Here is a 23,901-nt window from a genome sequence, read left to right on the forward strand (position 1 = left end):
TATTTTTACTATCGTGAAAAATATGGTGGAGGATGACGGGATCGAACCGCCGACCCTCTGCTTGTAAGGCAGATGCTCTCCCAGCTGAGCTAATCCTCCATATAATACAGCCTGGCAACGTCCTACTCTCACAGGGACGCTTGTCCCAACTACCATCGGCGCTGAGAAGCTTAACTTCCGTGTTCGGTATGGGAACGGGTGTGACCTTCTCGCCATTATTACCAGACTGTTTTCTCAAAGACATACTTTATTATACTGTCTTTCAGAGATTTTTCAAGAGGTTTTTGAAAAAATTCATTCCCTCAAAACTAGATAATTTCAGAAGAAGTTAGTAAAAACGAGTTCATCTTTTAAAAATTGGTTAAGTCCTCGAACGATTAGTATCAGTCAGCTCCACACGTCACCGCGCTTCCACCTCTGACCTATCAACCTGATCATCTTTCAGGGTTCTTACTAGCTTGACGCTATGGGAAATCTCATCTTGAGGGGGGCTTCATGCTTAGATGCTTTCAGCACTTATCCCGTCCGCACATAGCTACCCAGCGATGCCTTTGGCAAGACAACTGGTACACCAGCGGTGCGTCCATCCCGGTCCTCTCGTACTAAGGACAGCTCCTCTCAAATTTCCTGCGCCCACGACGGATAGGGACCGAACTGTCTCACGACGTTCTGAACCCAGCTCGCGTACCGCTTTAATGGGCGAACAGCCCAACCCTTGGGACCGACTACAGCCCCAGGATGCGATGAGCCGACATCGAGGTGCCAAACCTCCCCGTCGATGTGGACTCTTGGGGGAGATAAGCCTGTTATCCCCGGGGTAGCTTTTATCCGTTGAGCGATGGCCCTTCCATGCGGAACCACCGGATCACTAAGCCCGACTTTCGTCCCTGCTCGACTTGTAGGTCTCGCAGTCAAGCTCCCTTGTGCCTTTACACTCTGCGAATGATTTCCAACCATTCTGAGGGAACCTTTGGGCGCCTCCGTTACTCTTTAGGAGGCGACCGCCCCAGTCAAACTGCCCACCTGACACTGTCTCCCACCCCGATCAGGGGTGAGGGTTAGAATTTCAATACAGCCAGGGTAGTATCCCACCGACGCCTCCACCGAAGCTGGCGCTCCGGCTTCTCAGGCTCCTACCTATCCTGTACAAGCTGTACCAAAATTCAATATCAGGCTACAGTAAAGCTCCACGGGGTCTTTCCGTCCTGTCGCGGGTAACCTGCATCTTCACAGGTAGTATAATTTCACCGAGTCTCTCGTTGAGACAGTGCCCAGATCGTTACGCCTTTCGTGCGGGTCGGAACTTACCCGACAAGGAATTTCGCTACCTTAGGACCGTTATAGTTACGGCCGCCGTTTACTGGGGCTTCGATTCAGAGCTTCGCTTAGAGCTAACCCCTCCTCTTAACCTTCCAGCACCGGGCAGGCGTCAGCCCCTATACTTCGCCTTGCGGCTTCGCAGAGACCTGTGTTTTTGCTAAACAGTCGCCTGGGCCTATTCACTGCGGCTCTTCGAGGCTATTCACCTCAAAAAGCACCCCTTCTCCCGAAGTTACGGGGTCATTTTGCCGAGTTCCTTAACGAGAGTTCTCTCGCTCACCTTAGGATTCTCTCCTCGCCTACCTGTGTCGGTTTGCGGTACGGGCACCTTTTATCTCGCTAGAGGCTTTTCTTGGCAGTGTGGAATCAGGAACTTCGGTACTATATTTCCCTCGGCATCACAGCTCAGCCTTACGGTGAACGGATTTTCCTATTCACCAGCCTACCTGCTTACACGCACATATCCAACAGTGCGCTTACCCTATCCTCCTGCGTCCCCCCATCACTCAAACGATAAAGAGGTGGTACAGGAATATCAACCTGTTGTCCATCGCCTACGCCTTTCGGCCTCGGCTTAGGTCCCGACTAACCCTGAGAGGACGAGCCTTCCTCAGGAAACCTTAGGCATACGGTGGATGGGATTCTCACCCATCTTTCGCTACTCATACCGGCATTCTCACTTCTAAGCGCTCCACCAGTCCTTACGGTCTAGCTTCAACGCCCTTAGAACGCTCTCCTACCACTGACATCGTAGATGTCAATCCACAGCTTCGGTGTTACGTTTAGCCCCGGTACATTTTCGGCGCAGAGTCACTCGACCAGTGAGCTATTACGCACTCTTTAAATGGTGGCTGCTTCTAAGCCAACATCCTGGTTGTCTAAGCAACTCCACATCCTTTTCCACTTAACGTAAACTTTGGGACCTTAGCTGGTGGTCTGGGCTGTTTCCCTTTTGACTACGGATCTTATCACTCGCAGTCTGACTCCCACGGATAAGTCTTTGGCATTCGGAGTTTGTCTGAATTCGGTAACCCGATGAGGGCCCCTAGTCCAAACAGTGCTCTACCTCCAAGACTCTTACAACGTGAGGCTAGCCCTAAAGCTATTTCGGAGAGAACCAGCTATCTCCAAGTTCGATTGGAATTTCTCCGCTACCCACACCTCATCCCCGCACTTTTCAACGTGCGTGGGTTCGGGCCTCCATCCAGTGTTACCTGGACTTCACCCTGGACATGGGTAGATCACCTGGTTTCGGGTCTACGACCACATACTTATTCGCCCTATTCAGACTCGCTTTCGCTGCGGCTCCGTCTCTTCAACTTAACCTTGCATGGGATCGTAACTCGCCGGTTCATTCTACAAAAGGCACGCCATCACCCGGGTTTTTTCGAAAGAAAAAACATAGGGCTCTGACTACTTGTAGGCACACGGTTTCAGGATCTATTTCACTCCCCTTCCGGGGTGCTTTTCACCTTTCCCTCACGGTACTGGTTCACTATCGGTCACTAGGGAGTATTTAGCCTTGGGAGATGGTCCTCCCAGCTTCCGACCGGATTTCTCGTGTCCGGCCGTACTCAGGATCCACTCAGGAGGGAACGAAGTTTCAACTACAGGGTTTTTACCTTCTATGACGGGCCTTTCCAGACCGCTTCATCTACCCCGTTCCTTTGTAACTCCATGTTGAGTGTCCTACAACCCCAAGAGGCAAGCCTCTTGGTTTGGGCTATGTCCCGTTTCGCTCGCCGCTACTCAGGGAATCGCGTTTGCTTTCTCTTCCTCCGGGTACTTAGATGTTTCAGTTCCCCGGGTCTGCCTTCAATACCCTATGTATTCAGGTAAAGATACTGCTCCATTACGAGCAGTGGGTTCCCCCATTCGGAAATCTCCGGATCAAAGCTTACTTACAGCTCCCCGAAGCATATCGGTGTTAGTCCCGTCCTTCATCGGCTCCTAGTGCCAAGGCATCCACCGTGCGCCCTTTCTAACTTAACCTAAATGGTTATTCTCTTAATTTAATAAGAGAGAAAAACTAAAATGGCAATTCACTCGGTTTTTACTTGGTTTCTTCTTCTTACGATTATCTAGTTTTCAAAGAACGATTAAAAAAAGCTTTGAGAGAATTGTACTCTCAAAACTAAACAAACAAGTAACAGTCAACGTTTATCAGTCCACAAGGACTGTATATTCCTTAGAAAGGAGGTGATCCAGCCGCACCTTCCGATACGGCTACCTTGTTACGACTTCACCCCAATCATCTGTCCCACCTTAGGCGGCTGGCTCCTTACGGTTACCCCACCGACTTCGGGTGTTACAAACTCTCGTGGTGTGACGGGCGGTGTGTACAAGGCCCGGGAACGTATTCACCGCGGCATGCTGATCCGCGATTACTAGCGATTCCGGCTTCATGTAGGCGAGTTGCAGCCTACAATCCGAACTGAGAATGGTTTTATGGGATTGGCTAAACCTCGCGGTCTTGCAGCCCTTTGTACCATCCATTGTAGCACGTGTGTAGCCCAGGTCATAAGGGGCATGATGATTTGACGTCATCCCCACCTTCCTCCGGTTTGTCACCGGCAGTCTCCTTAGAGTGCCCAACTGAATGCTGGCAACTAAGAACAAGGGTTGCGCTCGTTGCGGGACTTAACCCAACATCTCACGACACGAGCTGACGACAACCATGCACCACCTGTCACTCTGTCCCCCGAAGGGGAACGTCCTATCTCTAGGAGTGTCAGAGGATGTCAAGACCTGGTAAGGTTCTTCGCGTTGCTTCGAATTAAACCACATGCTCCACCGCTTGTGCGGGCCCCCGTCAATTCCTTTGAGTTTCAGCCTTGCGGCCGTACTCCCCAGGCGGAGTGCTTAATGCGTTAGCTGCAGCACTAAAGGGCGGAAACCCTCTAACACTTAGCACTCATCGTTTACGGCGTGGACTACCAGGGTATCTAATCCTGTTTGCTCCCCACGCTTTCGCGCCTCAGCGTCAGTTACAGACCAGAAAGCCGCCTTCGCCACTGGTGTTCCTCCACATCTCTACGCATTTCACCGCTACACGTGGAATTCCGCTTTCCTCTTCTGTACTCAAGTCCCCCAGTTTCCAATGACCCTCCACGGTTGAGCCGTGGGCTTTCACATCAGACTTAAAGGACCGCCTGCGCGCGCTTTACGCCCAATAATTCCGGACAACGCTTGCCACCTACGTATTACCGCGGCTGCTGGCACGTAGTTAGCCGTGGCTTTCTGGTTAGGTACCGTCAAGGTACCGGCAGTTACTCCGGTACTTGTTCTTCCCTAACAACAGAGCTTTACGACCCGAAGGCCTTCATCGCTCACGCGGCGTTGCTCCGTCAGACTTTCGTCCATTGCGGAAGATTCCCTACTGCTGCCTCCCGTAGGAGTCTGGGCCGTGTCTCAGTCCCAGTGTGGCCGATCACCCTCTCAGGTCGGCTACGCATCGTCGCCTTGGTGAGCCGTTACCTCACCAACTAGCTAATGCGCCGCGGGCCCATCTGTAAGTGTCAGCGTAAACCGACTTTCAGCTTCCCCTCATGAGAGGGAAAGAATTATCCGGTATTAGCACCGGTTTCCCGGTGTTATCCCAGTCTTACAGGCAGGTTGCCCACGTGTTACTCACCCGTCCGCCGCTAATCAAGAGGTGCAAGCACCTCAAGATTCGCTCGACTTGCATGTATTAGGCACGCCGCCAGCGTTCGTCCTGAGCCAGGATCAAACTCTCCAAGAAAGTTGATATAGCTCATTCTGTTACGTTGGCTTAGCTTTTATTAAAAGCTAAAAAATTGTTTGTTGACGTTCTTGTTTGTTTAGTTTTCAAAGAACAATTATCAATCACATTATGAGCTGATCTTACTTAATAGCTCGAAAGCGACCTCTTTAATTTAACATACCCTTCATCGTGATGTCAACAACTTTTTTGAATTTCTTTTTCGCTGTTGGCTCTCTCGAAGAGGACAAGAATTAATATACCATGTTAGAAAAATGATTGCAATATAATTTATTAATAATTTATTACTTTTTTTGATTCATCTATAATTAGTTTCTTGAAAGTTGTTTGATAATCACTTCAATAGGTAAAACAAACAAGGGACTGATTCATAAAATCCATCATTAATGTATATGTAATAATAAAAGGACTTTATCAACTAAGATTCCTAACTAGGATAACTCAATCAAACAGTTTTAATCATCTTCACTACTATTATTTTGTAAAAGGATATTTCTTTTTTTAGAACCCATGGATAACATATAATAGAAAAGTCAAAGTATTATCCAAAATAGTAATGGACGTGAACCCAATGGAGAATATAGATTACGATATATTAATAAAGCTAGGCATCTCTGCGATTTTTGGACTAATTATCGGATTAGAACGGGAATTAAAAAGAAAGCCTGTTGGTCTTAAAACAAGTCTTGTAATATCCGTAGTAAGTTGTCTGCTAACCATTGTATCAATTGAATCGGCTTATATGTTTCCTGATTCCGATAATGTTAAAATCACCATGGACCCTCTTCGTCTTGCAGCACAGATTGTTTCAGGAATTGGTTTTTTAGGGGCGGGTGTAATCCTTAGACGAGGAAATGATAGTATCTCTGGACTTACTACCGCCGCAATGATATGGGGAGCAGCCGGAATTGGAATTGCAGTAGGAGCAGGTTTTTTTATCGAAGCACTTGCTGGTGTTGTATTACTAATAATTAGTGTGGAACTAGTACCTTACGTGATGAAGTACATCGGACCTAAACAATTACGAGAAAAAGAAATTAGTCTCCAATTGTTTATGCGAGAAAAAATCCAGATTGAAAAGGTTATATCTTTTATTATGGAGAAAAAGTACATCATTCGCAGGATCCGAATAAAGGATTTAGACAATGGCGACCATCTTGTTCAAATATTAGTGGCAGTAGATTACCGAGAGAAGACAACTGAAGTTTATGAGTCTGTCTCAAATCTAGAAGGAGTCCATAAGGTTGAAATTGAAAGTATGGGCTAAACACAACTTTTTCTTAAAAACGTATAAAATACACTTGCAAGATTGGTACGAGACAGCTATAATTTTTCTTGTACCATATATACGGGGGCTTAGCTCAGCTGGGAGAGCGCTTGCATGGCATGCAAGAGGTCGTCGGTTCGATCCCGATAGTCTCCATCATAAAGTGAACCCTTGCTTATCTAGCAAGGGTTCTTTTTTTTATCTTTTATTCGTTTTCATTCTGCCTTTTACTCCAGACGTTTTATTCTTATGTTCTGCTTTAACTGGGTGTGAACTTCCAGAGGATTTCCTAGAACTTACTTTCTTATTTCCACCTTTTTTATCAGTAAAACCACGGCTCTTCGTCTTACTATTATTTTTCCTTCCCTGCTTCCTTGAAGTATCTGAGTTATTGGTCTTCTTGACTTCATTATTACCTGTGTTTTGTTTTTCAATGGTAATGTTTAGTTCTTTTTCAATCATATCAAGAGTCGGGCGGTCATCCGATGAATAAAAGGTGATGGCCAATCCTTTCGTACCGGCTCTTCCTGTTCTTCCAATCCGATGGACAAAGCTCTCAGCGTCTTGAGGTATATCATAGTTAAATACATGCGTTACACCTTCAACATCAAGACCTCTTGCCGCTACGTCTGTTGCAATTAATAATTGGATTTCACCATCTCTGAAACGTTTCATTACCTGCTCTCTTTTTGATTGTGACAAATCTCCATGCAGTTCATCGCACAAAAATTTATGTGATTTTAGAACCTCATACAATTTAGAAACCCTGCGTTTGGTTCTGCAAAAGATAACAGCTAAATAGGGCCTATGTGTTTCTACTAATTGAATTAAAGTGGCCTGCTTAGCCCGATCAATTGTATGAATAGCAATTAATTTTACATTTTCCGCAGGACCCTGTGTTTTTTCAACTTGGATATATTCAGGTTTCCGCATATGCTTAGTGGCAAGGCTTCTTATTTCCTCTGGCATCGTCGCAGAAAAAAGCATGGTTTGACGCGTCTTTGGTGTTTCCTTGATAATGTCCTCTACTTCATTTAGAAAGCCAATATGAAGCATTTGGTCTGCTTCGTCAAGAACAAGAAAAGATACATCCGATAACTGTACCGTCCCTCTTCTAATATGATCCAATAATCTTCCTGGCGTCCCTACCACAATTTGAACATTTTTCTTCAGTTTCTTTAACTGTTTATCAACATCCTGCCCCCCGTAGACGGCTAGTACATCGACTCCAGGGAGATTGTTCGTCAATTTTTCAAACTCATCTGTTATTTGTAAAGCTAATTCTCTTGTCGGAGTAACAATAAGAGCTTGAACATGATTTGCTTGTTGATCTATTTTTTCTAAAATAGGCAAGATGAAGGCAAATGTTTTACCTGTTCCCGTTTGCGCTTGTGCAATAACATCTTTACCATCCATAACGAAAGGTATTGCTTTTTCTTGAATAGGTGTTGGTTTAGCTATACCGTAACTTTTTAATTTATTTACCACTACTTGTGAAATACCTAATGAAACAAAATCAGGCAAAAAAATCCCTACTTTCTCAATCCTTACAAAAATTTAGTCTTATTAATATTGAGTGTTTAACACATAAATAGCAAATATTCTTTTTTTTAAAAAAAGATCCTATCAATTGATAAGATCTTTTAAGTGGTATTAAACTGTAGCCTTCGCTTTTACCCAATGGTTTTCAATTGGAATTCCAGCGTCCTTTAAGGTTCTAAATACAGGGCAGCGCTGATCGACCGCTTTTTGTAATTCAAGAATGCGCTCCTCTGATTCAGAGGTTTCTATAAATGCTTTCACCGTAACGTGCTGAAAGTATGGCTTTACACTTAGATCTCCCATTAATCCTGCAGGATCTAAGCTTCCATCCACTTCAAAAGAAATTCCTCGAAGATCAAACTTCATTTCATTAGAAATCAATTGTGCCATAACATTTTCACAGGCAATTAGGGATGATAAAAGCGCTGACATTGGATCAATTGCAGAATCCTTGCCGCCAAATGACTCTGGTTCATCGATAGCAATTGTATGTTTTCCTGCAAATGCGTCTGTACGCATGCCATTACCTTTTCCTTCTACCTTAAAGCTCATTATTTTCCCCATACCACTACCTCACTTCACTGGTTATTAGACTAAAATAATTTCCCTCAACTTTTTTGCTGCGGACGACATGACTTTTAATTTTTCAAAGGCAATTTCATCACTATTCATTGGTCGTTGTGCAAATGTTCCAAATCCACAGTCTGGATTTAAAAAGATTTTTTCATCTGAAACGTATTTTCTTACTTCCTGAACACGCTCTATGATTTCTTCAACGGTTTCAACAGCTTCTGTTCGTGGATTGACGATTCCGAACCCGATTTCTTTTCCGCCAAATTCTCGAATTGCAGCAATCTCCCCAGCACGAGGAGTAGCATATTCAAGAATTAACTGGTCGATATTTACCTTAGAAAAATAGGGAACCAACGGAAAATATGGACCTTTTAACAAGACTTCCTCTTGAGTGCTCCAGTTACCGCGGCAAACATGGACTCCGATTCTTGTTCCTCTTCCCTGCATTCCATCTGTAACCTGATTCATTAAGTCCAGAGCAAATTCAATTTCTTCTTCAGCATCAGCCTTTGCTGTCAAAGCTCCACACATAAAAGTTCTATTTGCATTTTTTTGTGTAAATACCAGCTCTGTCAAAACCGGTTCATCAAATTGTACGAATTCTACGCCAGCTGCAATTAAGTCTTCCAATTCTTCTCGTAAAACACGTATAATATCAACAGCCAAATCCTCTTTCGTCGGATAGGCGTCCTTCGATAATCCCTCTACCCACATGGACCTTGTTAATAGATAAGGACCAGGCAGTGCCACTTTAACCGCTTTGTCCGTATGTCTTTTTAGAAATAAATAGTCATTTAATGCTAATGGCTTTTTACGGCTAATTTTCCCAGTGGCTGCTGGATTTGACATTGAAAAAGCAGGAACATCTAATGTTCCGAGAATTTCCTCAAAGCTAGCTTTATCTTCAACGTAATCTAAAAGTTCAGATACCGTTAGCATTCGGACATTATTTAGGTGCTCGGCAACAAAAGAGATAAAGTTATCTCGTCGTTGTTCTCCATCAGTGACAATATCAATTCCTGCATCTTCTTGCCATTTTAAGCATTGTAAGACAGCCTGATCCGCAATAGAATCAAACTCCGCCTCAGTCATTCTTCCAGCTCGTTTATCTCGCATTGCCCTTTTTACTTCATTGGTTCTTGGCCAGCTGCCAATAACAGTGGTAGGGAATTTAGGTAAATTCACGTTTTTTCCTCCCTGTTAAAATACAATTGAAAGTTTTATTTCAATCCTACAAACTTGTTTAAGCGTTTGGTAAATAGGTGACCGAACTAGGGTATGGTTCCATAATTCCTCCAACACCTCTTCTGATTCCGGTGAAGAAACATAAAATGTACCAACAATTTGCTTGATTTTTGGACTTCCTTCATCCTCTAACTCCATGTGAAATAAGACGTTTTCTAAACTCCCTTTTAATGAAAGCTCCACATGATCAATCTCGATATTTTTTCGTGAAGCTTGCGCCTTGTAACCCACAGTCAAACAAGACGCAAGTGAGGCTAGCAAATAATCAATGGCGCTAGGTGCATTAACCTTTGGACTAAAATCAGCAGGCTTACCTGCAATAAATGTGTGGTTTCGTGAATGGACTTTTGCCGTTAAATCTTTTTCTCCCCGTACACGTACACTCCATTCATAACCCTTTGCTGCTTGCAAATCCATCTCTAATTCTGCCTGATTTGATCCTTTTCTGATAAAAAAGCGCATGGTATTATTTCCTGGTTCTGAACCAAGAAATTCATGCTCGACCATTCTGCACCAAGCAGGGAGATCTTCCACAACACTTCTTTCCCTGCTTCGCACTTCAAGAATTTGACCATTTAGAAGGGGATCCATTGACTTTTTAATAATCAATAGTAAACCTGAGCCGCAATCTAAATCCCCGCCATCACAAATTGCATGTGCTTTATGCATGTTCGTCACCCTGCTTAATATGTAATCGATGCTGCACCGAGGCTTAGAAACTCTACTAATTTAGCTCCCCCAACAATGGTTGCACCTTCAACAAGGTTTTCTTCATCCAATTCTCTTTTCTTGTAACAAGGACTGCAAACCCAAAGTGTGCCGCCAGCTTCAACAAAGTTATCCATTAATTGTTTTAATGGGGCAAATCCTGGCTCGTGAATATCATCGGCATATCCCTTTGATCCTAAATATGCACCTTCAACATTTAGGAAAACAACCGTTTCCTGACCTGATGCTACTGCTGCATTTGCTACAACAAAGCCAACAGTTGCTTTGTCAGGATTGTTCTTTGCATTCGTTAAACTAACTAAAAATTTCCCAGCCATTTTTTATTCCTCCATAAATTCATTTTATGTAAGGGCTCTTTTCTTAAAATCTGCTGCTTTTTTAAACAAAGTTTTATAAGAAAAGGGCCTTCAAACTAAATTCAAAAGTGTAAAATAACTACTTCCACGTTAAAATCGGCTTTAAGATTTTAACAACTATTTCAAGGAAACAGCCTATGTAAAAGACTAAAATCAGCCTTTTTCAATATAGTAATAACTGATTTTCCCAAAATCTTTACGATCGAGCAGGGTGTGCTTTTGCATTCTACACCATGCAGGCAGATCCTCTCTGGCACCTGGGTCATAGGATATAACTTCGATTATTTGCCCCCGATTCAACTTTTTCATGGTTAAGAATAGGTTCATAATCAGCTCACCACACCCTGTTGGTCCCGCGTCATAGATATGATCTGGTATATATTGGAGTGACATGTATACAACTCCCATCAAATAATAATGTTTCACAGGATTTATTTCGAAAACTGTTCAAACATCGAGTCAGTTCTATTATAAGAAAATGGTATGATTAGATAAATTCAATTTATCTATTCTATCTATGGTTATAAATCGATTTTTCGGATATAAAGGAGGGCAATTCGATGGATTTACACCAATTGTTTGTGTTTACGAAGGTTGTTGAACATAAAAGCTTTTCTAAAGCCGCCGAAGATATTTTCTTAAGTCAATCAACGGTAAGCTCGCATATTCAGGCGTTGGAGAGAACATTAAACGTGAATCTTTTTGATCGCGTTGGCAGAGAGAATATTCTTACCCCAGCGGGAGAGCGGTTGTATCAATGGGCGTTAAAGCTTTTATTGTTAAAGGACCAGGCAATGCTGGACTTAAAGGAGGGAGCGACAGAACTGAGAGGTATGATCCGCATCGCTGCTAGTTCTGTACCTGGGCAATTTATGATCCCCAAAATGGTAAAGCGCTTTAGAGATCAATTTCCGAAAGCAACCTTTCATATAAACCAATCATCCTCAAAAAATGTTGCCGAAAAAGTTCTAAACGGTTCCGTAGATTTAGGCATACTAGGGGAAAAATATGAAAATGATAAGCTGTGCTATATTCCTTTATTAAAAGAACGATTAGTCCTCATTACCTCTCAGCACTCAGAAATTAACGGACCGGTTAATTTTCAAGATATATTGAAGTACCCATTTGTGATGAGAAACTCTGATTCAGGTACAAATTCTCAAATCGAAAAATTCCTAAAAAAAAATCATATACCCAAAGACCAAATGAATATTGTCGCCTATACAGAAAGCGGACAAAGTTTAATCCAATTTGTTCTTCATGAGATTGGTATTGCCATCATTTCAGAAATGGCGGCAACAGAATATTCCTTCAGTCATTTATTGAAGGTTCACAAGATTGAAGGGTTTAATGATGAACGATATTTCTACCTTGTCTATAACCTAAATAAAACTCAATCCATGCTATCAAATTTATTTATCGAGAAATGGAAAGAGCTAATTGATAGTCCCATCTAAAACAGTGAAAAAAGGGCGGAATTCTCCAGCCCTTTTTTTATGGTTTTAGAATCACTTTTATACAGTCTTCGGTTTTCGTATCAAACACTTCGTACCCGTGCTTCGCCTGGTCTAATGGTAAGGTATGTGTGATGATATCACTAGGATCTACTTTCCCTTGTGAAAATAAATCATATAAAAATGGCATATATGGTATAACTGGGGCTTGTCCCATTTTTAAATCGATATTTCTTTGGAAAAGGTCCCCTAATGGAAAAGCATTATATCTTCCTCCATATACGCCTGTCAGTTGAATGGTTCCGCCTTTTCGAACTGCTTGGCTGGCAATTACAATTGCTCCCATAGCCCCGCCATGAAGTTTCATTCCTGATGCCAAAAATTCCAATGGCGTCATTTTCCCATCCATTCCTACTGCATCAATAACTATGTCTGCTCCACCCTGGGTAATTTCCAGCAAATAGTCTCCCACATTTTCATGCTCCTCTAAATTTACAATCTCCACTTTGTTGGTACGCTTTGCATGCTGCAATCGATAGTTTATATAATCTACTGCTATTACCCTTTTCGCTCCTTTTAGCCATGCAAACTTTTGTGCAAGTAACCCCACTGGACCACAACCTAGGACGATTACCGTATCGTCTGCCTTTACCCCAGCATGGTCAACACTCCAGTAGGCTGTAGGTGCAGCATCAGCAAGCAGCACTAATTTCTCGTCTTCCACTTCACAATTTTCTGGGATTTTAAAGGGGGTAAAGTTCCCAAAAGGTACCCGCATGAATTCTGCCTGACCGCCAGCATAGCCTCCGGTGGTTTCAGAATATCCGAAAAATCCGCTGCCTTGACCATGAGGATTACCATTGTCACATTGGCTCGTTAAGTCGTGATTACAGTACCAGCAGTGACCACAACTCACGTTAAAAGGGATAATTACTCGGTCGCCTTTTTTTAATTTGGTAACCTCGGGACCTACTTCTTCCACAATCCCCATTGGTTCATGGCCAATAACAAAATCTGTCGGCAGATTGGGTATCATCGCGTGTATTAGATGTAAGTCAGATCCACAAATAGCTGAGGATGTGATTTTCACAATAATATCATCTGGGTTTTTAATGTTCGGATCCTTCACTTCTCTGACTTCGACATTCTTAATTCCTTGGTATGTAACAGCCTTCATCTCTCTATCCCTCCTTTTATTGATTTGGTGTGGCAAACATCCCTTGACGGTCTGTATCATTAGGGAAAAGCTCTAATTTCGCTATCTGAACCGCTGTCTCTGCAGCTTTTAAATCAATTGGAAATTGCTCCTTAAAATTATGTGGATGAAGCCAGCCCTTTTTTATCATTAAATCTGAAATCTCTGTATGCAAATCGATGGCTGCCTCCATTTGTTTATGCAAGATTCTTCTAAGCTCTGGATTCGCTGTTTCCGTTATCGCAAACCCATAATTACGAATTCCATTTTTTACGGATAATAAAAAATCCATGGCAAAAGCAGAATCAGCTAAACTCGGCATCCCCTCAGCGTTTCTTGGGTCTAAATAATCTTCCATTCCTATCACCTCACTTATTGTAACAATTGGCTTTTCTTATAAAAGGTCAGCAGTTCATTTACATCCTTTATGGATTGCTGAACATCCTTTTCCATCAGTACTTTTAATTCATTATCAAAGCAAATGCCCTGCATTAGTTTTGAGCGTAGTAAGCAAACTGTTTTAAAATTTAGGATTTCATGTGTTTCCATTGTTTCATGTAAGGCTAAGGTTTCATCGACCACTACATTCACCTCCAGGTAATAACACGTATTTTCCCCTATTCGTAATTGGTTTTATACAAGAATGAATAATCAAGATTGGACAAAGAAAATATAAAGAGGATGAAGTATGATCGTTTGGAGGGAAATAGAATGACAAAATATTTAGGTCTTCATGAAACACTTGACCTTCATGAACTGCTGACATTTAAAAATCTTTGCTTAACGAAAGCTACAACAATGAGTGTCTTGGCTCAAGATGAAGAATTAAAAACCATCCTGTCCGAAGATGCAGCCACTGGCACAAAGCACATACAACAGCTTCAGAAATTCCTAACGCAAAGGGGTGGGCAGGAGTGAATAATTTAATTCAAAACCTTATGGGGATGGGCGGAATGACAGACCAGGTCATCGCAACCGATTTCCTCATTTCAGCTAAAGCAGGGGTAAGAAATTACGCGGTGGCCATTACTGAAACAGGTACACCTGAATTAAAAGCAGCATTAAGAGAACAATTAAATACTGCGATTGCAACCCATGAAAAAATCACGAATTATATGATTGCGAAAGGCTTTTATCATCCACATGATTTGGCTGACCAGTTGAATGTCGATTTGACGGTAGCGGATACAGCCCTAAAACTAGCACAGAAATAACGAAGAGGAGAACCACTGGTTCTCCTCTAAGCATGTTTCCTTAATTCTTTTAATTTCTTTTTATCAATTTTTCCAACATGCGTTTTCGGAAGTTCATCTACTTGTATGAATTTCTTTGGAATTTTGTACTTGCCTAACTTTTTTTCACAATATGCTCTAAGTTCCTGTTCATCCAGCAGATTTTGGGTTTTTTGAACAATGAAAGCTGTAACGATTTCTCCCCACTTTTCATCTGGAAGTCCGATGACGGCCACTTCATCCACTTCGGAATGTGCAGCGAGCCAATGTTCAACCTCTAGAGGATAGACATTTTCACCACCCGTGATGATCATATCCTTTTTTCTGCCGACAATATAATAAAATCCATCTTCATCCTTTTTCGCCAAGTCACCGGTATGAACCCAGCCAAACCTTTTTGTCTCCATTGTGGCGAGTTCATTATTCCAATAATGAGAAAAGGAGTGCTTCCCTTTTATTAAAAGTTCCCCAACCTCATTCTCCTTCGCTTCTTGGCCATCTTCCCTCGCTAGCTTTATAGCGTTAAAAAGCATGGGTTTTCCCACTGACCCGCGTTTCACTTGTGCATCCTCGTGATGAATAAAGAAATTATTTGGGCCGGCTTCGGTTAATCCATATCCTTCCTTAAAAGCTAATCCCTTTTTCTGAAAAGCTTCATACACTTGCATAGGACAAGGTGCCGCACCGGATAAAAATATTTTCATGGATGGAAATTTACTATCTTGGAATTCAACACTTTGAATGAGCGAATGGTACATGGTTGGTACAAGGAGAATAATCGTGCACTTGTATCGATTGATAGACTGTACCACTTTTCGACCTGAATACTGATCCCCAATAATCACTGTACCACCAGTCATTAATAGAGGCAGCGATAAAGCATTTAATCCTCCTGTGTGAAACATCGGCATATAGTTAATCGTTACATCTTCCTCAGAAAGGTTCCAGCTAAGAATGGTATTAATCGCATTCCATTGTATAGATTGGTGACTTAATACGACACCTTTTGGTTTCCCGGTAGTTCCTCCTGTATAAATCATTGCTAATGGATCATTCTCTGAAATGGCATTAGTATCATCCGTTTCTATCCTGGATTTCAGGACTTCCTCATATTCGGAGCCACCAACAATAATTGATGTAGATATGGTGTTTTCCAATAAAGTAAACATGTTTCGAAACTGTTGATGAATTCCTATTACTAAGGGTGTACAATCCTGCAAAATTTCAATTAATTCACGAAGTGATAGACGCCAATTTAGCGGGACAAAAATCGCACCAATTTTCCCACAGGCGAAAAGCAAATCAAAATAACTGATATGATTGGGCGATAAAAGAGCTACCCGATCTCCTTTTTTTACTCCTTGTTCCTTTAACCATCCTGCTACTGATGACGCACGTGTATTTATCTCTTGATATGTCCATGTTTTATTTGTATCTTCATCTATAATTGCCTGCTTATTTGGCGATAATCTTGCTCTATTATCCAGCCAATCGAGTTCCCACCTCACCGATCGATCTCTCCTTCACCACTAGATGAGAACATCTTACTGAAAGCTAGTTACAGCGAAGTTACATAAAAACAAATCAAAAAACGACCCTTAAAAGGTCGTCTTTTGGTTACATCATAATTCCGCCATCAACCTGCAGGACGGTTCCATTGATATAATTGGATTCGTCAGAGGCTAGGAACAAGTAGGCATTTGCAATATCTTCAGGTTTTCCTAAGCGTGCCAGCGGTATCATTTGTTTCATTTGGTCTATTATTTTCTCAGGAACAACTGCTGTCATTCCTGTTTCAATGAACCCTGGAGCAACTGCATTTACATTTATCCCTTTGCGCCCAAGTTCTTTTGCCCAGGTTTTCGTCATACCTACCACGCCTGCTTTTGATGCCGCATAATTCGTTTGCCCGACATTGCCATATATACCAGAAACAGAAGAAGTGTTAATAATTTTTCCTTTTCCATTTTCAATCATCGACGGTAAAACTGCTTGTGTGCAATGAAAGACTCCAGTCAGATTGACATCCATAACCGCTCGAAAATCCTCTACGGACATTTTGGACAGCATCGCATCCCTAGTAATTCCCGCATTATTTATCAGCACACCGATATTCCCGTAAGTATCTCGGACTTTTCCCACCATTTTATCGACGCTTGAACGGTCAGTCACATTTACCTGAAAAAAGGTTACTTCATACCCCTTTTCCCTTAACTCTCCTGCCCTTTTTTCACCTATTTCAGCATTAAAGTCTGCCATCGCTACCTTTGCCCCTTCTTTGGCAAAGAGTTCTGCAGCTGTTAACCCTATACCATTTGCTGCTCCTGTAATCAAGGCTACTTTATCTTTTAACCTCATTTATACACCTCCGTATTTAAAAAACTGGTTACCTCTTTTAGGAATTGCGGTAAGTCGTCCACAAGCGGTGAATGTCCGCAATCCTTTAACTCTACAAACTTAGCTTTTGCACCTAATTCCTCAACCAATTCTTTTGTCATTTCTGCCGTGACAACGAAGTCACGGTCACCCCGCAAAACAAGAACGGGTACATTAATCTGATCAACCAGTCCATTCCCTTCCACAAGACCATTATGGTGATGACTTATATTAAAGGTATTGTTAGAATGATGTACCTCCGCTAAGTTACGCTGTGTTCTCATATCCTGTACATACTCATCATAAAGCTCGGGTGCCGGTTGATTTTTTGTATAAATAACAGCGTTCCATATCAATTTTAATAATTCTACATTATTCGTATCATAAGCCGCTTGGACAGGTATAGTCCGAATCAAGTCCCGTTTAATATCTTCATAGGATGAAAATCTTCGAGGAACATCATTCTCGCTTAACTTCCCATAAAAAGGATAACCCCTGGTTGATTCTGAGGCCAATAATATCAGCTTATTGCAATAGCCTGGATAATCAGCCGTAAATTGCATGGCGACCGCACCGCCTGTTGACCAGCCGATCATCGCGAAATCCCGTAAGCCAATTTCATCCACAAAGAGCTTGACGTCATCCGAGAAATCTTTTATAGAAGTAATCAGTGTATGGTAGCTAGACTTCCCAAACCCACGTAAATCCACAGCATATATTTTATATGCACCATCCATATTATTTAAAACAAGATCCCAATGCTTGGATGATGTCATGTTTCCATGAATTAACAGGACCTTTTTTTCTCCGCCTTCCCGCTCACGATAGGCGATTGTTTCCCCATTTGCCAGCTGAACCTCTTTCATTGTCACATTCACCATTTAGACCACCTTCCCCCATTTAATTACTGACGCTCCCCAAGCATAACCAATACCAGCACTTACAAAAACAATCAGGTCCCCTTCTTTGATTTTCCCTTCCTTAAGGGCAAGCTCTAGCGATAGAATTTGATCAATTTGACCAATATGTCCATATTCCTCTAAATAGATGGATTGCTCCTCCGTTAATCTTAATTCTTTTAATACATAATCATGTGCAGACTTTTTCATGTGGAGCATGGCGATATACGAAATGTCTTCTTCTTTGTAACCACTTTTTCTCACAGATTCCCGAATCACTTTAATAAAATTGACCATTGATTTTTGTTCCAAGCGCTGTTTCATTCCCGCCGGATCCAAGACATCCAGCTTATTCAAGCGCTGTTCAATTGCCTCTTTCGTAATCGGATTCTTTGTACCTCCAGAAACGACAACAACATCCTCTGAAAAAGAACCATCTGTTATCAACTCTGTTTCTAATAGAACATTTTCTTTATGGCCTTTTTTCAGCAGAATGGCTCCACCTCCAGCACCTAGGTTGAACATAAACCGTGTCCTTGGATTCTGATAATCAATAAAGTCCACATTCCGGTAACCCCCAGCCAGGAGTACTGTTTGAATCGCCGGATCTGCAATCATTAAACTTTTCGCTACTTTTAAACCCATGACAGTCGTTCCACAGCGTAAGGCAACATCAAATGCCCATGCATTAGTGGCACCAATTGCTTCCTGCAGCTTGATGCCAGCAGTCCATAGCGGGTATTCCTTATGTTCTTCCCCAATATAAATAACTACATCGATCTCCAATGGATTGATTCCAGCTTTTTCAATCGCTTGATTGGCAGCAATAATTCCCATTGCACATGTATGGTCATGAGGACCCGGAACATATTTTTTCTTTATTCCCATCTTTTCTTCGACAATATGTGGTGGGATACCTGCTAATTCTGCGATTTCTATCCCAGTTACAAATTTCTCTGGCAGGTAAACTCCCGTACTGACAATACCAATCTGCAAGACTTTCACCACCCTATTCTAGGAGTCCTCCACCATTGACATCATAAAAGCTGTCGCCTCTTCGATACTCTCAAATAATGTTTCCTTCTCTTCTTGAACATGGGTAACTTTTATTCTCCATTGTTTTTTACCCGTTCCTTTTTCCACAGCCGCCAATTGGAAACGAACGACAAAAGAAGCAATTTGTAACGGATCCATGAATGCTCCCCCTATCCTGCTAGCTTTTCTTTTTTCTTAGCAGTATGTTGTTTTTTTCGATTCCATGTAAACTTCTTTAATGTCCCAACAATACCTAGCGGGAAGAAAATCACAACCAAAATATAAATAATGCCGAAGAAAATAATCCAGCGTTCAAATATCCAATGTTCTTTCGCCAGCTCCGTTAACCCATCATGGGCGAATTCAATTAGGCCTGCTCCAATAATGGCACCAACTAATGTACCTACACCGCCAATGATAGTCATTAATAACGCATCTAAGGTAATATCCATCGTGAATACACTCGTATTCACATATCGGAGGGACATCGCATAAAAGATACCTGCAATTCCCGCTAATACACCAGAAACGACGCTGGCTGCAATTTTATAATGTAAAACGTGATACCCTAAAGACTCCGTTCGTTGTTCATTTTCCCGGATAGCCTGCAAAACTCTCCCAAGCGGGGAGTTCGTGAAGCGTTTAAGGATCATAAACACAGCTATCATGGAAACTAAACAGATGATGTAGAAATTAGTCCGATCAATGAATAATTCTGGGACACGAAAAGTAAATCCATCATTTCCGAATGTTAATGTCCGCCATTTTTCTGCTAATACTAAAAACAATCCCGCAAGTGCCATCGTTAACATCGCATAAAAGTGACTTTTTAAGCGAAGGGTTAGTAAGCCAACAATAAAGCTGACGATCGCTGTAATCAGAATTGTTGCCAATACAGCATACGTGAAATGAAGCATCGTAGGCTCAAAGCGCTTCATGAATATCCCAATCGAGTATGCACCGATACCAAAAAACATCGCATGACCGAAGGATACAATTCCGGTAAAACCTAATAATAAATCATAACTCATCGCTAGGATGGCAAACACGAATATCTGAGTCAACAGGATTAACATGTTTCTAGATTCATAAACGAAAGGTAAAATCAACAGAAAAGCAGCAATGATAATGTAAATCGTATTCGCTCTATTCTTTAAAACCCAATTCATCCTCTCACCCCTTCCCGCCAAATAGTCCTTGGGGTTTAACAATTAAGACAACCGCCATTAATAACATATTTACCGCCAAGGATAATTCTGGAACATAATAGGCCATAAATGAACCTGATAATCCAACTAATATCGCAGCCATGATGGACCCTTTGAAATTCCCCATCCCGCCTATGACTACAACGATAAACGCCAAAATGGCGAATTCCATTCCCATCCCCGCATGAATAACACCAGAATAGGGACCGAATAAAACCCCTCCTAGCGCAGCCATACCTGAACCAATCATAAATACAAACATAAATACCTTTTTGATATTAATCCCCAATGCCTGGACCATTTCTTTATTCATAACTCCTGCACGGACTACCAGACCGATTTTGGTTTTTTTGAGCAAAAACTGAACGCCGGCGAATACCAATAATCCTACCGCGATAATAAATACTCGATATTTAATGATGATCATATTGCCAATTTCCCAGCTTCCCTGCAAATACTCCGGTGGATTAGCCGTCAATTGGTTAGGTCCCCAAATAACCTTGAGCATTTCTGAAAGAACGAGCATTAGGCCCAGTGTAATTAAAATTTGTTGAACATGGTTTCCATAGACAGGTTTGATAATCCACTTTTCTGTAATGATCCCAAGTATAAAACCGGTGAGAATAGCACCAGCAATCCCCATAATGAAGCTTTCAGTAGTAGTATAAATCCAAATACCACTGTAAGCTCCCCATGCAAACAATCCGCCATGGGCAAAGTTAAGTACATCCATCAAACCAAAGATAAGCGTTAAGCCTGCAGCTAATAGGAAGATCAGCATGCCTGTTGCCAATCCATTTAATGTTAAATTGAATAATAGCTCCATACAAACTTTCCTCCTTTCCTAGGCAATTCCCAAATACTTTCGTTTCATTTCCTCATCTTCTTTTAACTGCTTCATTGCTCCATTGCTAACGGTTCTTCCATCATCAATAATGTAATAACAATCTCCAATTGTACTTGCCATATAAAAATTTTGTTCTACCAAGACAATGGTGGTTTGTTCCTTCATTTGCATAATGGATTCCATAACCTTCTCCACGACAATTGGTGCTAAACCTTTACTAGGTTCATCAATAAGTAGAAGTTCATTTTCGTTTACATAAGCCCTTGCAATGGAAAGCATTTGTTTTTGACCGCCGCTCAGTAAGCCCCCTGGTTTTTTCCAGAACTTACTTAAGTCAGGAAATAGTTTTAATATATAGTCAAGTCGTTTATGTGTTTCTTCATTTTCTTTTTGAATGGCAACTTTCATATTCTCTTCGACTGTTAATCCCGCAAATATTCCTTGGTCCTCTGGTACATAACCAATTCCTTTTTGGGCAATCGTGTACGTTGGGAGTGCTTGAATCTGTTCTCCTTTAAAAACTACACTGCCTTTGGATGCAGGATTTAGACCCATGATGGTCCGTAATGTGGTTGTTTTTCCTGCACCATTTCTTCCAAGTAAGACCGTTACTTCACCCTTTTTCACTTCAACTGAAACACCCTGTAAGATATGATATTGTCCAATATGCGTCTCAATTTGATTAAGCTTCAGCAGCTCGTTCATTCGCTGATACCTCCTAAATAAGCTGACTGGACCGTTTCATTTTTCATAATATCCTCAGGTGTTCCATCCGCCAAGAGCCTGCCGTTAAATAGCACCATTACAGAATCAGATAAGTCCAGAATCATATCCATCTTGTGCTCGATTAAAATGATTGTCCGGTTCCCTTGTTCCTTAATTCTTTTAATTACTTCTAAAATCGCAGGTACATCTTCTAAGGACATCCCAGCAGTCGGCTCATCTAGTAACAAAACTTCGGTTTCAAGGGCTAGAAGCATTGCCATTTCCAGCTTTCTCTTTTCCCCGTGTGCCAAATTGCTTGCCAAAGAATCCACCTTATCGTCTAACAAAACAAGACGTAACCACTCTAGCGCCTTTTGTTCAAATACACGATATTTCTTATAATGGAAAAACATCTGGTAGCGGACTCCGGCTCTTGATTGAACTGCCAGTCTTACATTTTCCAAAACAGTTAAATTAGGAAAGACATTGGTAATTTGAAAAGAGCGCCCAATTCCTTCTCTGGTTCGCTTTGTCGAAGAAAGCTTTGTGATATCCTTTCCGCGAAAATAAATTTTTCCATTCGAAGGTGCTAATTGACCGCTTAAAAGATTAAAAAAAGTTGTTTTTCCTGCTCCATTTGGTCCGATGATTGATTTAAAGTGTTTTTCAGGAACGGAAATTGAGACAGAATCAACCGCCGTGTGTCCTCCAAAAGTTATCGATAAATTATTTGTTTCAATTAAGGTTGTCACGCTTTCACCACCCATCTTGTAGATAGAAATAAGGAAGAGGGTGACCATAAAACAGCAGGTCGAACCCTCATATTTTTTAAAGAAGCACTTTTTTAATTACGAACTGGAGGTGCTGTTTCTTCTGGTTTCAGTTCTCTGATTAACACTGGAACTGGATATGGTACACCATCTTTCTTTTCCAGCTTAATTGCATATAAGGATTGAAGAGCCTGGTGGTCTTCAGGACGGTAAGTCATTTTGCCTTTTGGTGTCTCAAAGCTCATGCCTTCCATTGTTTCGATTAATTTGTCACCATCGGCATCGCCTTCCGTCTTCTTCAATGCTTCTACTATGGAAATTGCTGCACTCATACCGCCTGGCGTGAATAAATCAGGAACATCGCCATTAAATCGCTTCTTATGTTCCGTTACTAACCAATCATTAATTTCATTTTTAGGAAGGTCATGATAATAAACCGTAAATCCTTCCATGCCTACAAGCGGCTCCATTGTTGCTAAAGCTGCGATATCTGGGGCACCTGTTGATATTTTGATACCTTTGTCTTGAACCTTCATATCAGAAATTTGTTTCCAAGGAGAGTTTGCCCCCGCCCATACCACAAATAAATAATCAGGTTTTGCGTCAATAATTTTTTGAATGTTAGATGTAAAGTCAGTCGCTGCCGGGTCAGCATATTCTTCTAATACAATATCAGCACCGAGTTTAACCGCTGCTTCTTTAAAGGCGGCTACGCCATCACGTCCAAATGAATAATCTGGGGCAAGCGTGGCAATTTTTACATCTTTACCAGCAATTGCTGCTGCACCAGCTACAGCATCCTGGGAAGAATTACGTGCAGATCGGAAAATATACTTATTAAACTCAGATCCTGTAATACTATCAGCCGCGGCTGGTTCAACAATCATAATTTTTTGATATTCCTCAGCCAACGGCAGGACAGCTAAAGTATCAGCTGAACTTGAAGATCCTACTAAAAAGTCTACTTTATCTTCTTCTAATAGCTTTGTAGCCTTTTGAACAGCTACTTCTGGCTTCGTTTCCGTATCTTCGACAACAAACTCAATCTTTCTGCCTGCAACCTCCATTGTTCCTTCCGTTGCATAATCAAGTCCTAATTCAAATCCTCTTAATGTTTGTTTACCATAAGATTCTAGGGCACCAGTAGTTGAGGCAAGAACACCAATTTTAATTGGTTCTTTACTCTCTGCCTTCTCCCCACTATCCTTGGTATCCCCTTCCGTTTTGTCTGAACTGCATGCTGCTGTAAAAATCATCATAAAAATAAGAAATCCAACTAAAATCCCTTTTCCACGAAATGCTTTCACTTTTTTTCCCCCTTTAAATTAAAAACTTGCATAGCGTTGAATTCATAATAGAAAAAATGAGTTACAGAGAAGTTACAAGGAAAAGCAGTAACGATATAC

The 23,901-nt window shown here is 41.6% G+C and carries 23 protein-coding genes, 2 tRNA genes and 3 rRNA genes; 5 read left to right on the forward strand and 23 right to left on the reverse strand.

Features of this window, described 5'->3' with window-relative positions; genetic code table 11:
* Positions 1-23 precede the first annotated feature (23 nt).
* The 4 genes from AC2TFD_RS24395 to AC2TFD_RS24410 form a co-directional block, all read right to left on the reverse strand.
* A tRNA-Val gene (locus AC2TFD_RS24395) sits at positions 24-99 on the reverse strand.
* 10 nt (positions 100-109) lie between these two features.
* Positions 110-226 (reverse strand): 5S ribosomal RNA (gene rrf, locus AC2TFD_RS24400).
* 131 nt (positions 227-357) lie between these two features.
* Positions 358-3,312: ribosomal RNA gene (locus tag AC2TFD_RS24405) — 23S ribosomal RNA — on the reverse strand.
* Positions 3,313-3,512: 200 nt separating this feature from the next.
* A 16S ribosomal RNA gene (locus AC2TFD_RS24410) occupies positions 3,513-5,062 on the reverse strand.
* Together the 16S, 23S and 5S rRNA genes with 1 tRNA gene alongside form the textbook arrangement of a ribosomal RNA operon.
* Positions 5,063-5,633: 571 nt before the next feature.
* Here AC2TFD_RS24410 and AC2TFD_RS24415 point away from each other — a divergent pair.
* Both AC2TFD_RS24415 and AC2TFD_RS24420 read left to right on the forward strand, forming a co-directional pair.
* Positions 5,634-6,329 carry an MgtC/SapB family protein gene (locus AC2TFD_RS24415; protein ID WP_335568605.1) on the forward strand — a complete coding sequence of 232 codons (696 nt, stop codon included), beginning with the start codon at positions 5,634-5,636 and terminating at the stop codon, positions 6,327-6,329.
* A gap of 83 nt (positions 6,330-6,412) precedes the next feature.
* Positions 6,413-6,485: transfer RNA gene (locus tag AC2TFD_RS24420), tRNA-Ala, on the forward strand.
* A gap of 42 nt (positions 6,486-6,527) precedes the next feature.
* Here AC2TFD_RS24420 and AC2TFD_RS24425 read toward each other — a convergent pair.
* The 6 genes from AC2TFD_RS24425 to AC2TFD_RS24450 form a co-directional block, all read right to left on the reverse strand.
* Positions 6,528-7,853 (reverse strand): DEAD/DEAH box helicase, encoded by a 1,326-nt coding sequence (locus AC2TFD_RS24425; RefSeq protein ID WP_335568604.1) that lies wholly within the window; start codon positions 7,851-7,853, stop codon positions 6,528-6,530.
* Positions 7,854-7,982: 129 nt separating this feature from the next.
* A complete protein-coding gene (locus tag AC2TFD_RS24430) occupies positions 7,983-8,435 on the reverse strand; it encodes an OsmC family protein (protein ID WP_335568603.1) in 453 nt (150 codons plus the stop codon).
* Between the two features lie 24 nt (positions 8,436-8,459).
* Positions 8,460-9,629, reverse strand: a complete 1,170-nt coding sequence (locus tag AC2TFD_RS24435; protein WP_484674116.1) for a vitamin-B12 independent methionine synthase — start codon at positions 9,627-9,629, stop codon at positions 8,460-8,462.
* A gap of 15 nt (positions 9,630-9,644) precedes the next feature.
* Positions 9,645-10,358, reverse strand: a complete 714-nt coding sequence (locus tag AC2TFD_RS24440; protein WP_335518404.1) for a sulfurtransferase TusA family protein — start codon at positions 10,356-10,358, stop codon at positions 9,645-9,647.
* A gap of 14 nt (positions 10,359-10,372) precedes the next feature.
* The gene (locus tag AC2TFD_RS24445) at positions 10,373-10,735 is read right to left on the reverse strand and encodes a DsrE family protein (RefSeq protein WP_335518408.1); all 363 of its coding nucleotides are present in this window, start codon (positions 10,733-10,735) and stop codon (positions 10,373-10,375) included.
* A gap of 192 nt (positions 10,736-10,927) precedes the next feature.
* Positions 10,928-11,167 carry a sulfurtransferase TusA family protein gene (locus AC2TFD_RS24450; protein WP_335568601.1) on the reverse strand — a complete coding sequence of 80 codons (240 nt, stop codon included), beginning with the start codon at positions 11,165-11,167 and terminating at the stop codon, positions 10,928-10,930.
* A gap of 167 nt (positions 11,168-11,334) precedes the next feature.
* Between AC2TFD_RS24450 and AC2TFD_RS24455 the strand changes: the two genes are divergently transcribed.
* Complete coding sequence (locus AC2TFD_RS24455) at positions 11,335-12,231, forward strand: selenium metabolism-associated LysR family transcriptional regulator (protein ID WP_335511667.1); 897 nt, start codon at positions 11,335-11,337, stop codon at positions 12,229-12,231.
* Between the two features lie 37 nt (positions 12,232-12,268).
* On the opposite strand, the gene AC2TFD_RS24460 is transcribed toward AC2TFD_RS24455, so the two are convergent.
* The 3 genes from AC2TFD_RS24460 to AC2TFD_RS24470 are packed head-to-tail and all read right to left on the reverse strand — an operon-like array spanning position 12,269 to position 13,972.
* Positions 12,269-13,405 carry a zinc-dependent alcohol dehydrogenase gene (locus tag AC2TFD_RS24460; RefSeq protein WP_484674117.1) on the reverse strand — a complete coding sequence of 379 codons (1,137 nt, stop codon included), beginning with the start codon at positions 13,403-13,405 and terminating at the stop codon, positions 12,269-12,271.
* A gap of 16 nt (positions 13,406-13,421) precedes the next feature.
* Complete coding sequence (locus tag AC2TFD_RS24465; RefSeq protein WP_335511662.1) at positions 13,422-13,781, reverse strand: spore coat protein; 360 nt, start codon at positions 13,779-13,781, stop codon at positions 13,422-13,424.
* A gap of 14 nt (positions 13,782-13,795) precedes the next feature.
* The gene (locus tag AC2TFD_RS24470; RefSeq protein ID WP_438825533.1) at positions 13,796-13,972 is read right to left on the reverse strand and encodes a spore coat protein; all 177 of its coding nucleotides are present in this window, start codon (positions 13,970-13,972) and stop codon (positions 13,796-13,798) included.
* 162 nt (positions 13,973-14,134) lie between these two features.
* Between AC2TFD_RS24470 and AC2TFD_RS24475 the strand changes: the two genes are divergently transcribed.
* Together AC2TFD_RS24475 and AC2TFD_RS24480 are read left to right on the forward strand one after the other, a co-directional pair.
* Positions 14,135-14,341: a hypothetical protein gene (locus tag AC2TFD_RS24475; RefSeq protein ID WP_335511658.1), complete on the forward strand. Its 207-nt coding sequence runs from the start codon at positions 14,135-14,137 to the stop codon at positions 14,339-14,341.
* Positions 14,338-14,637 (forward strand): spore coat protein, encoded by a 300-nt coding sequence (locus AC2TFD_RS24480; RefSeq protein WP_335511656.1) that lies wholly within the window; start codon positions 14,338-14,340, stop codon positions 14,635-14,637. Before AC2TFD_RS24475 ends, AC2TFD_RS24480 begins: the two co-directional genes overlap by 4 nt.
* A 26-nt stretch (positions 14,638-14,663) precedes the next feature.
* On the opposite strand, the gene AC2TFD_RS24485 is transcribed toward AC2TFD_RS24480, so the two are convergent.
* From AC2TFD_RS24485 to AC2TFD_RS24530, 10 genes are all read right to left on the reverse strand, one after another.
* On the reverse strand, positions 14,664-16,163 hold the full coding sequence (locus tag AC2TFD_RS24485) for an acyl-CoA synthetase (protein ID WP_335511654.1): 1,500 nt from the start codon (positions 16,161-16,163) through the stop codon (positions 14,664-14,666).
* Between the two features lie 109 nt (positions 16,164-16,272).
* Positions 16,273-17,013 (reverse strand): 3-oxoacyl-ACP reductase FabG, encoded by a 741-nt coding sequence (gene fabG, locus AC2TFD_RS24490; RefSeq protein ID WP_335568599.1) that lies wholly within the window; start codon positions 17,011-17,013, stop codon positions 16,273-16,275.
* The gene (gene phaZ, locus AC2TFD_RS24495; RefSeq protein ID WP_484674118.1) at positions 17,010-17,912 is read right to left on the reverse strand and encodes an intracellular short-chain-length polyhydroxyalkanoate depolymerase; all 903 of its coding nucleotides are present in this window, start codon (positions 17,910-17,912) and stop codon (positions 17,010-17,012) included. Before phaZ ends, fabG begins: the two co-directional genes overlap by 4 nt.
* A complete protein-coding gene (locus tag AC2TFD_RS24500) occupies positions 17,913-18,926 on the reverse strand; it encodes a 3-oxoacyl-ACP synthase (RefSeq protein WP_335511648.1) in 1,014 nt (337 codons plus the stop codon).
* Between the two features lie 18 nt (positions 18,927-18,944).
* Positions 18,945-19,124 (reverse strand): hypothetical protein, encoded by a 180-nt coding sequence (locus AC2TFD_RS24505; RefSeq protein WP_335511646.1) that lies wholly within the window; start codon positions 19,122-19,124, stop codon positions 18,945-18,947.
* A gap of 11 nt (positions 19,125-19,135) precedes the next feature.
* Positions 19,136-20,134 carry a branched-chain amino acid ABC transporter permease gene (locus AC2TFD_RS24510; protein ID WP_335511644.1) on the reverse strand — a complete coding sequence of 333 codons (999 nt, stop codon included), beginning with the start codon at positions 20,132-20,134 and terminating at the stop codon, positions 19,136-19,138.
* A 4-nt stretch (positions 20,135-20,138) separates the two neighbouring features.
* Positions 20,139-20,999 (reverse strand): branched-chain amino acid ABC transporter permease, encoded by an 861-nt coding sequence (locus tag AC2TFD_RS24515; RefSeq protein WP_335511642.1) that lies wholly within the window; start codon positions 20,997-20,999, stop codon positions 20,139-20,141.
* 18 nt (positions 21,000-21,017) lie between these two features.
* Positions 21,018-21,725, reverse strand: a complete 708-nt coding sequence (locus AC2TFD_RS24520) for an ABC transporter ATP-binding protein (RefSeq protein WP_335511640.1) — start codon at positions 21,723-21,725, stop codon at positions 21,018-21,020.
* Positions 21,722-22,477: an ABC transporter ATP-binding protein gene (locus tag AC2TFD_RS24525; protein WP_335511638.1), complete on the reverse strand. Its 756-nt coding sequence runs from the start codon at positions 22,475-22,477 to the stop codon at positions 21,722-21,724. The genes AC2TFD_RS24520 and AC2TFD_RS24525 overlap by 4 nt, the downstream gene beginning before the upstream one ends.
* A gap of 92 nt (positions 22,478-22,569) precedes the next feature.
* A complete protein-coding gene (locus AC2TFD_RS24530) occupies positions 22,570-23,754 on the reverse strand; it encodes a substrate-binding domain-containing protein (RefSeq protein WP_335568610.1) in 1,185 nt (394 codons plus the stop codon).
* Positions 23,755-23,901 lie beyond the last annotated feature (147 nt).

The sequence above is a fragment of the Neobacillus sp. plas4 genome, assembly GCF_057221695.1.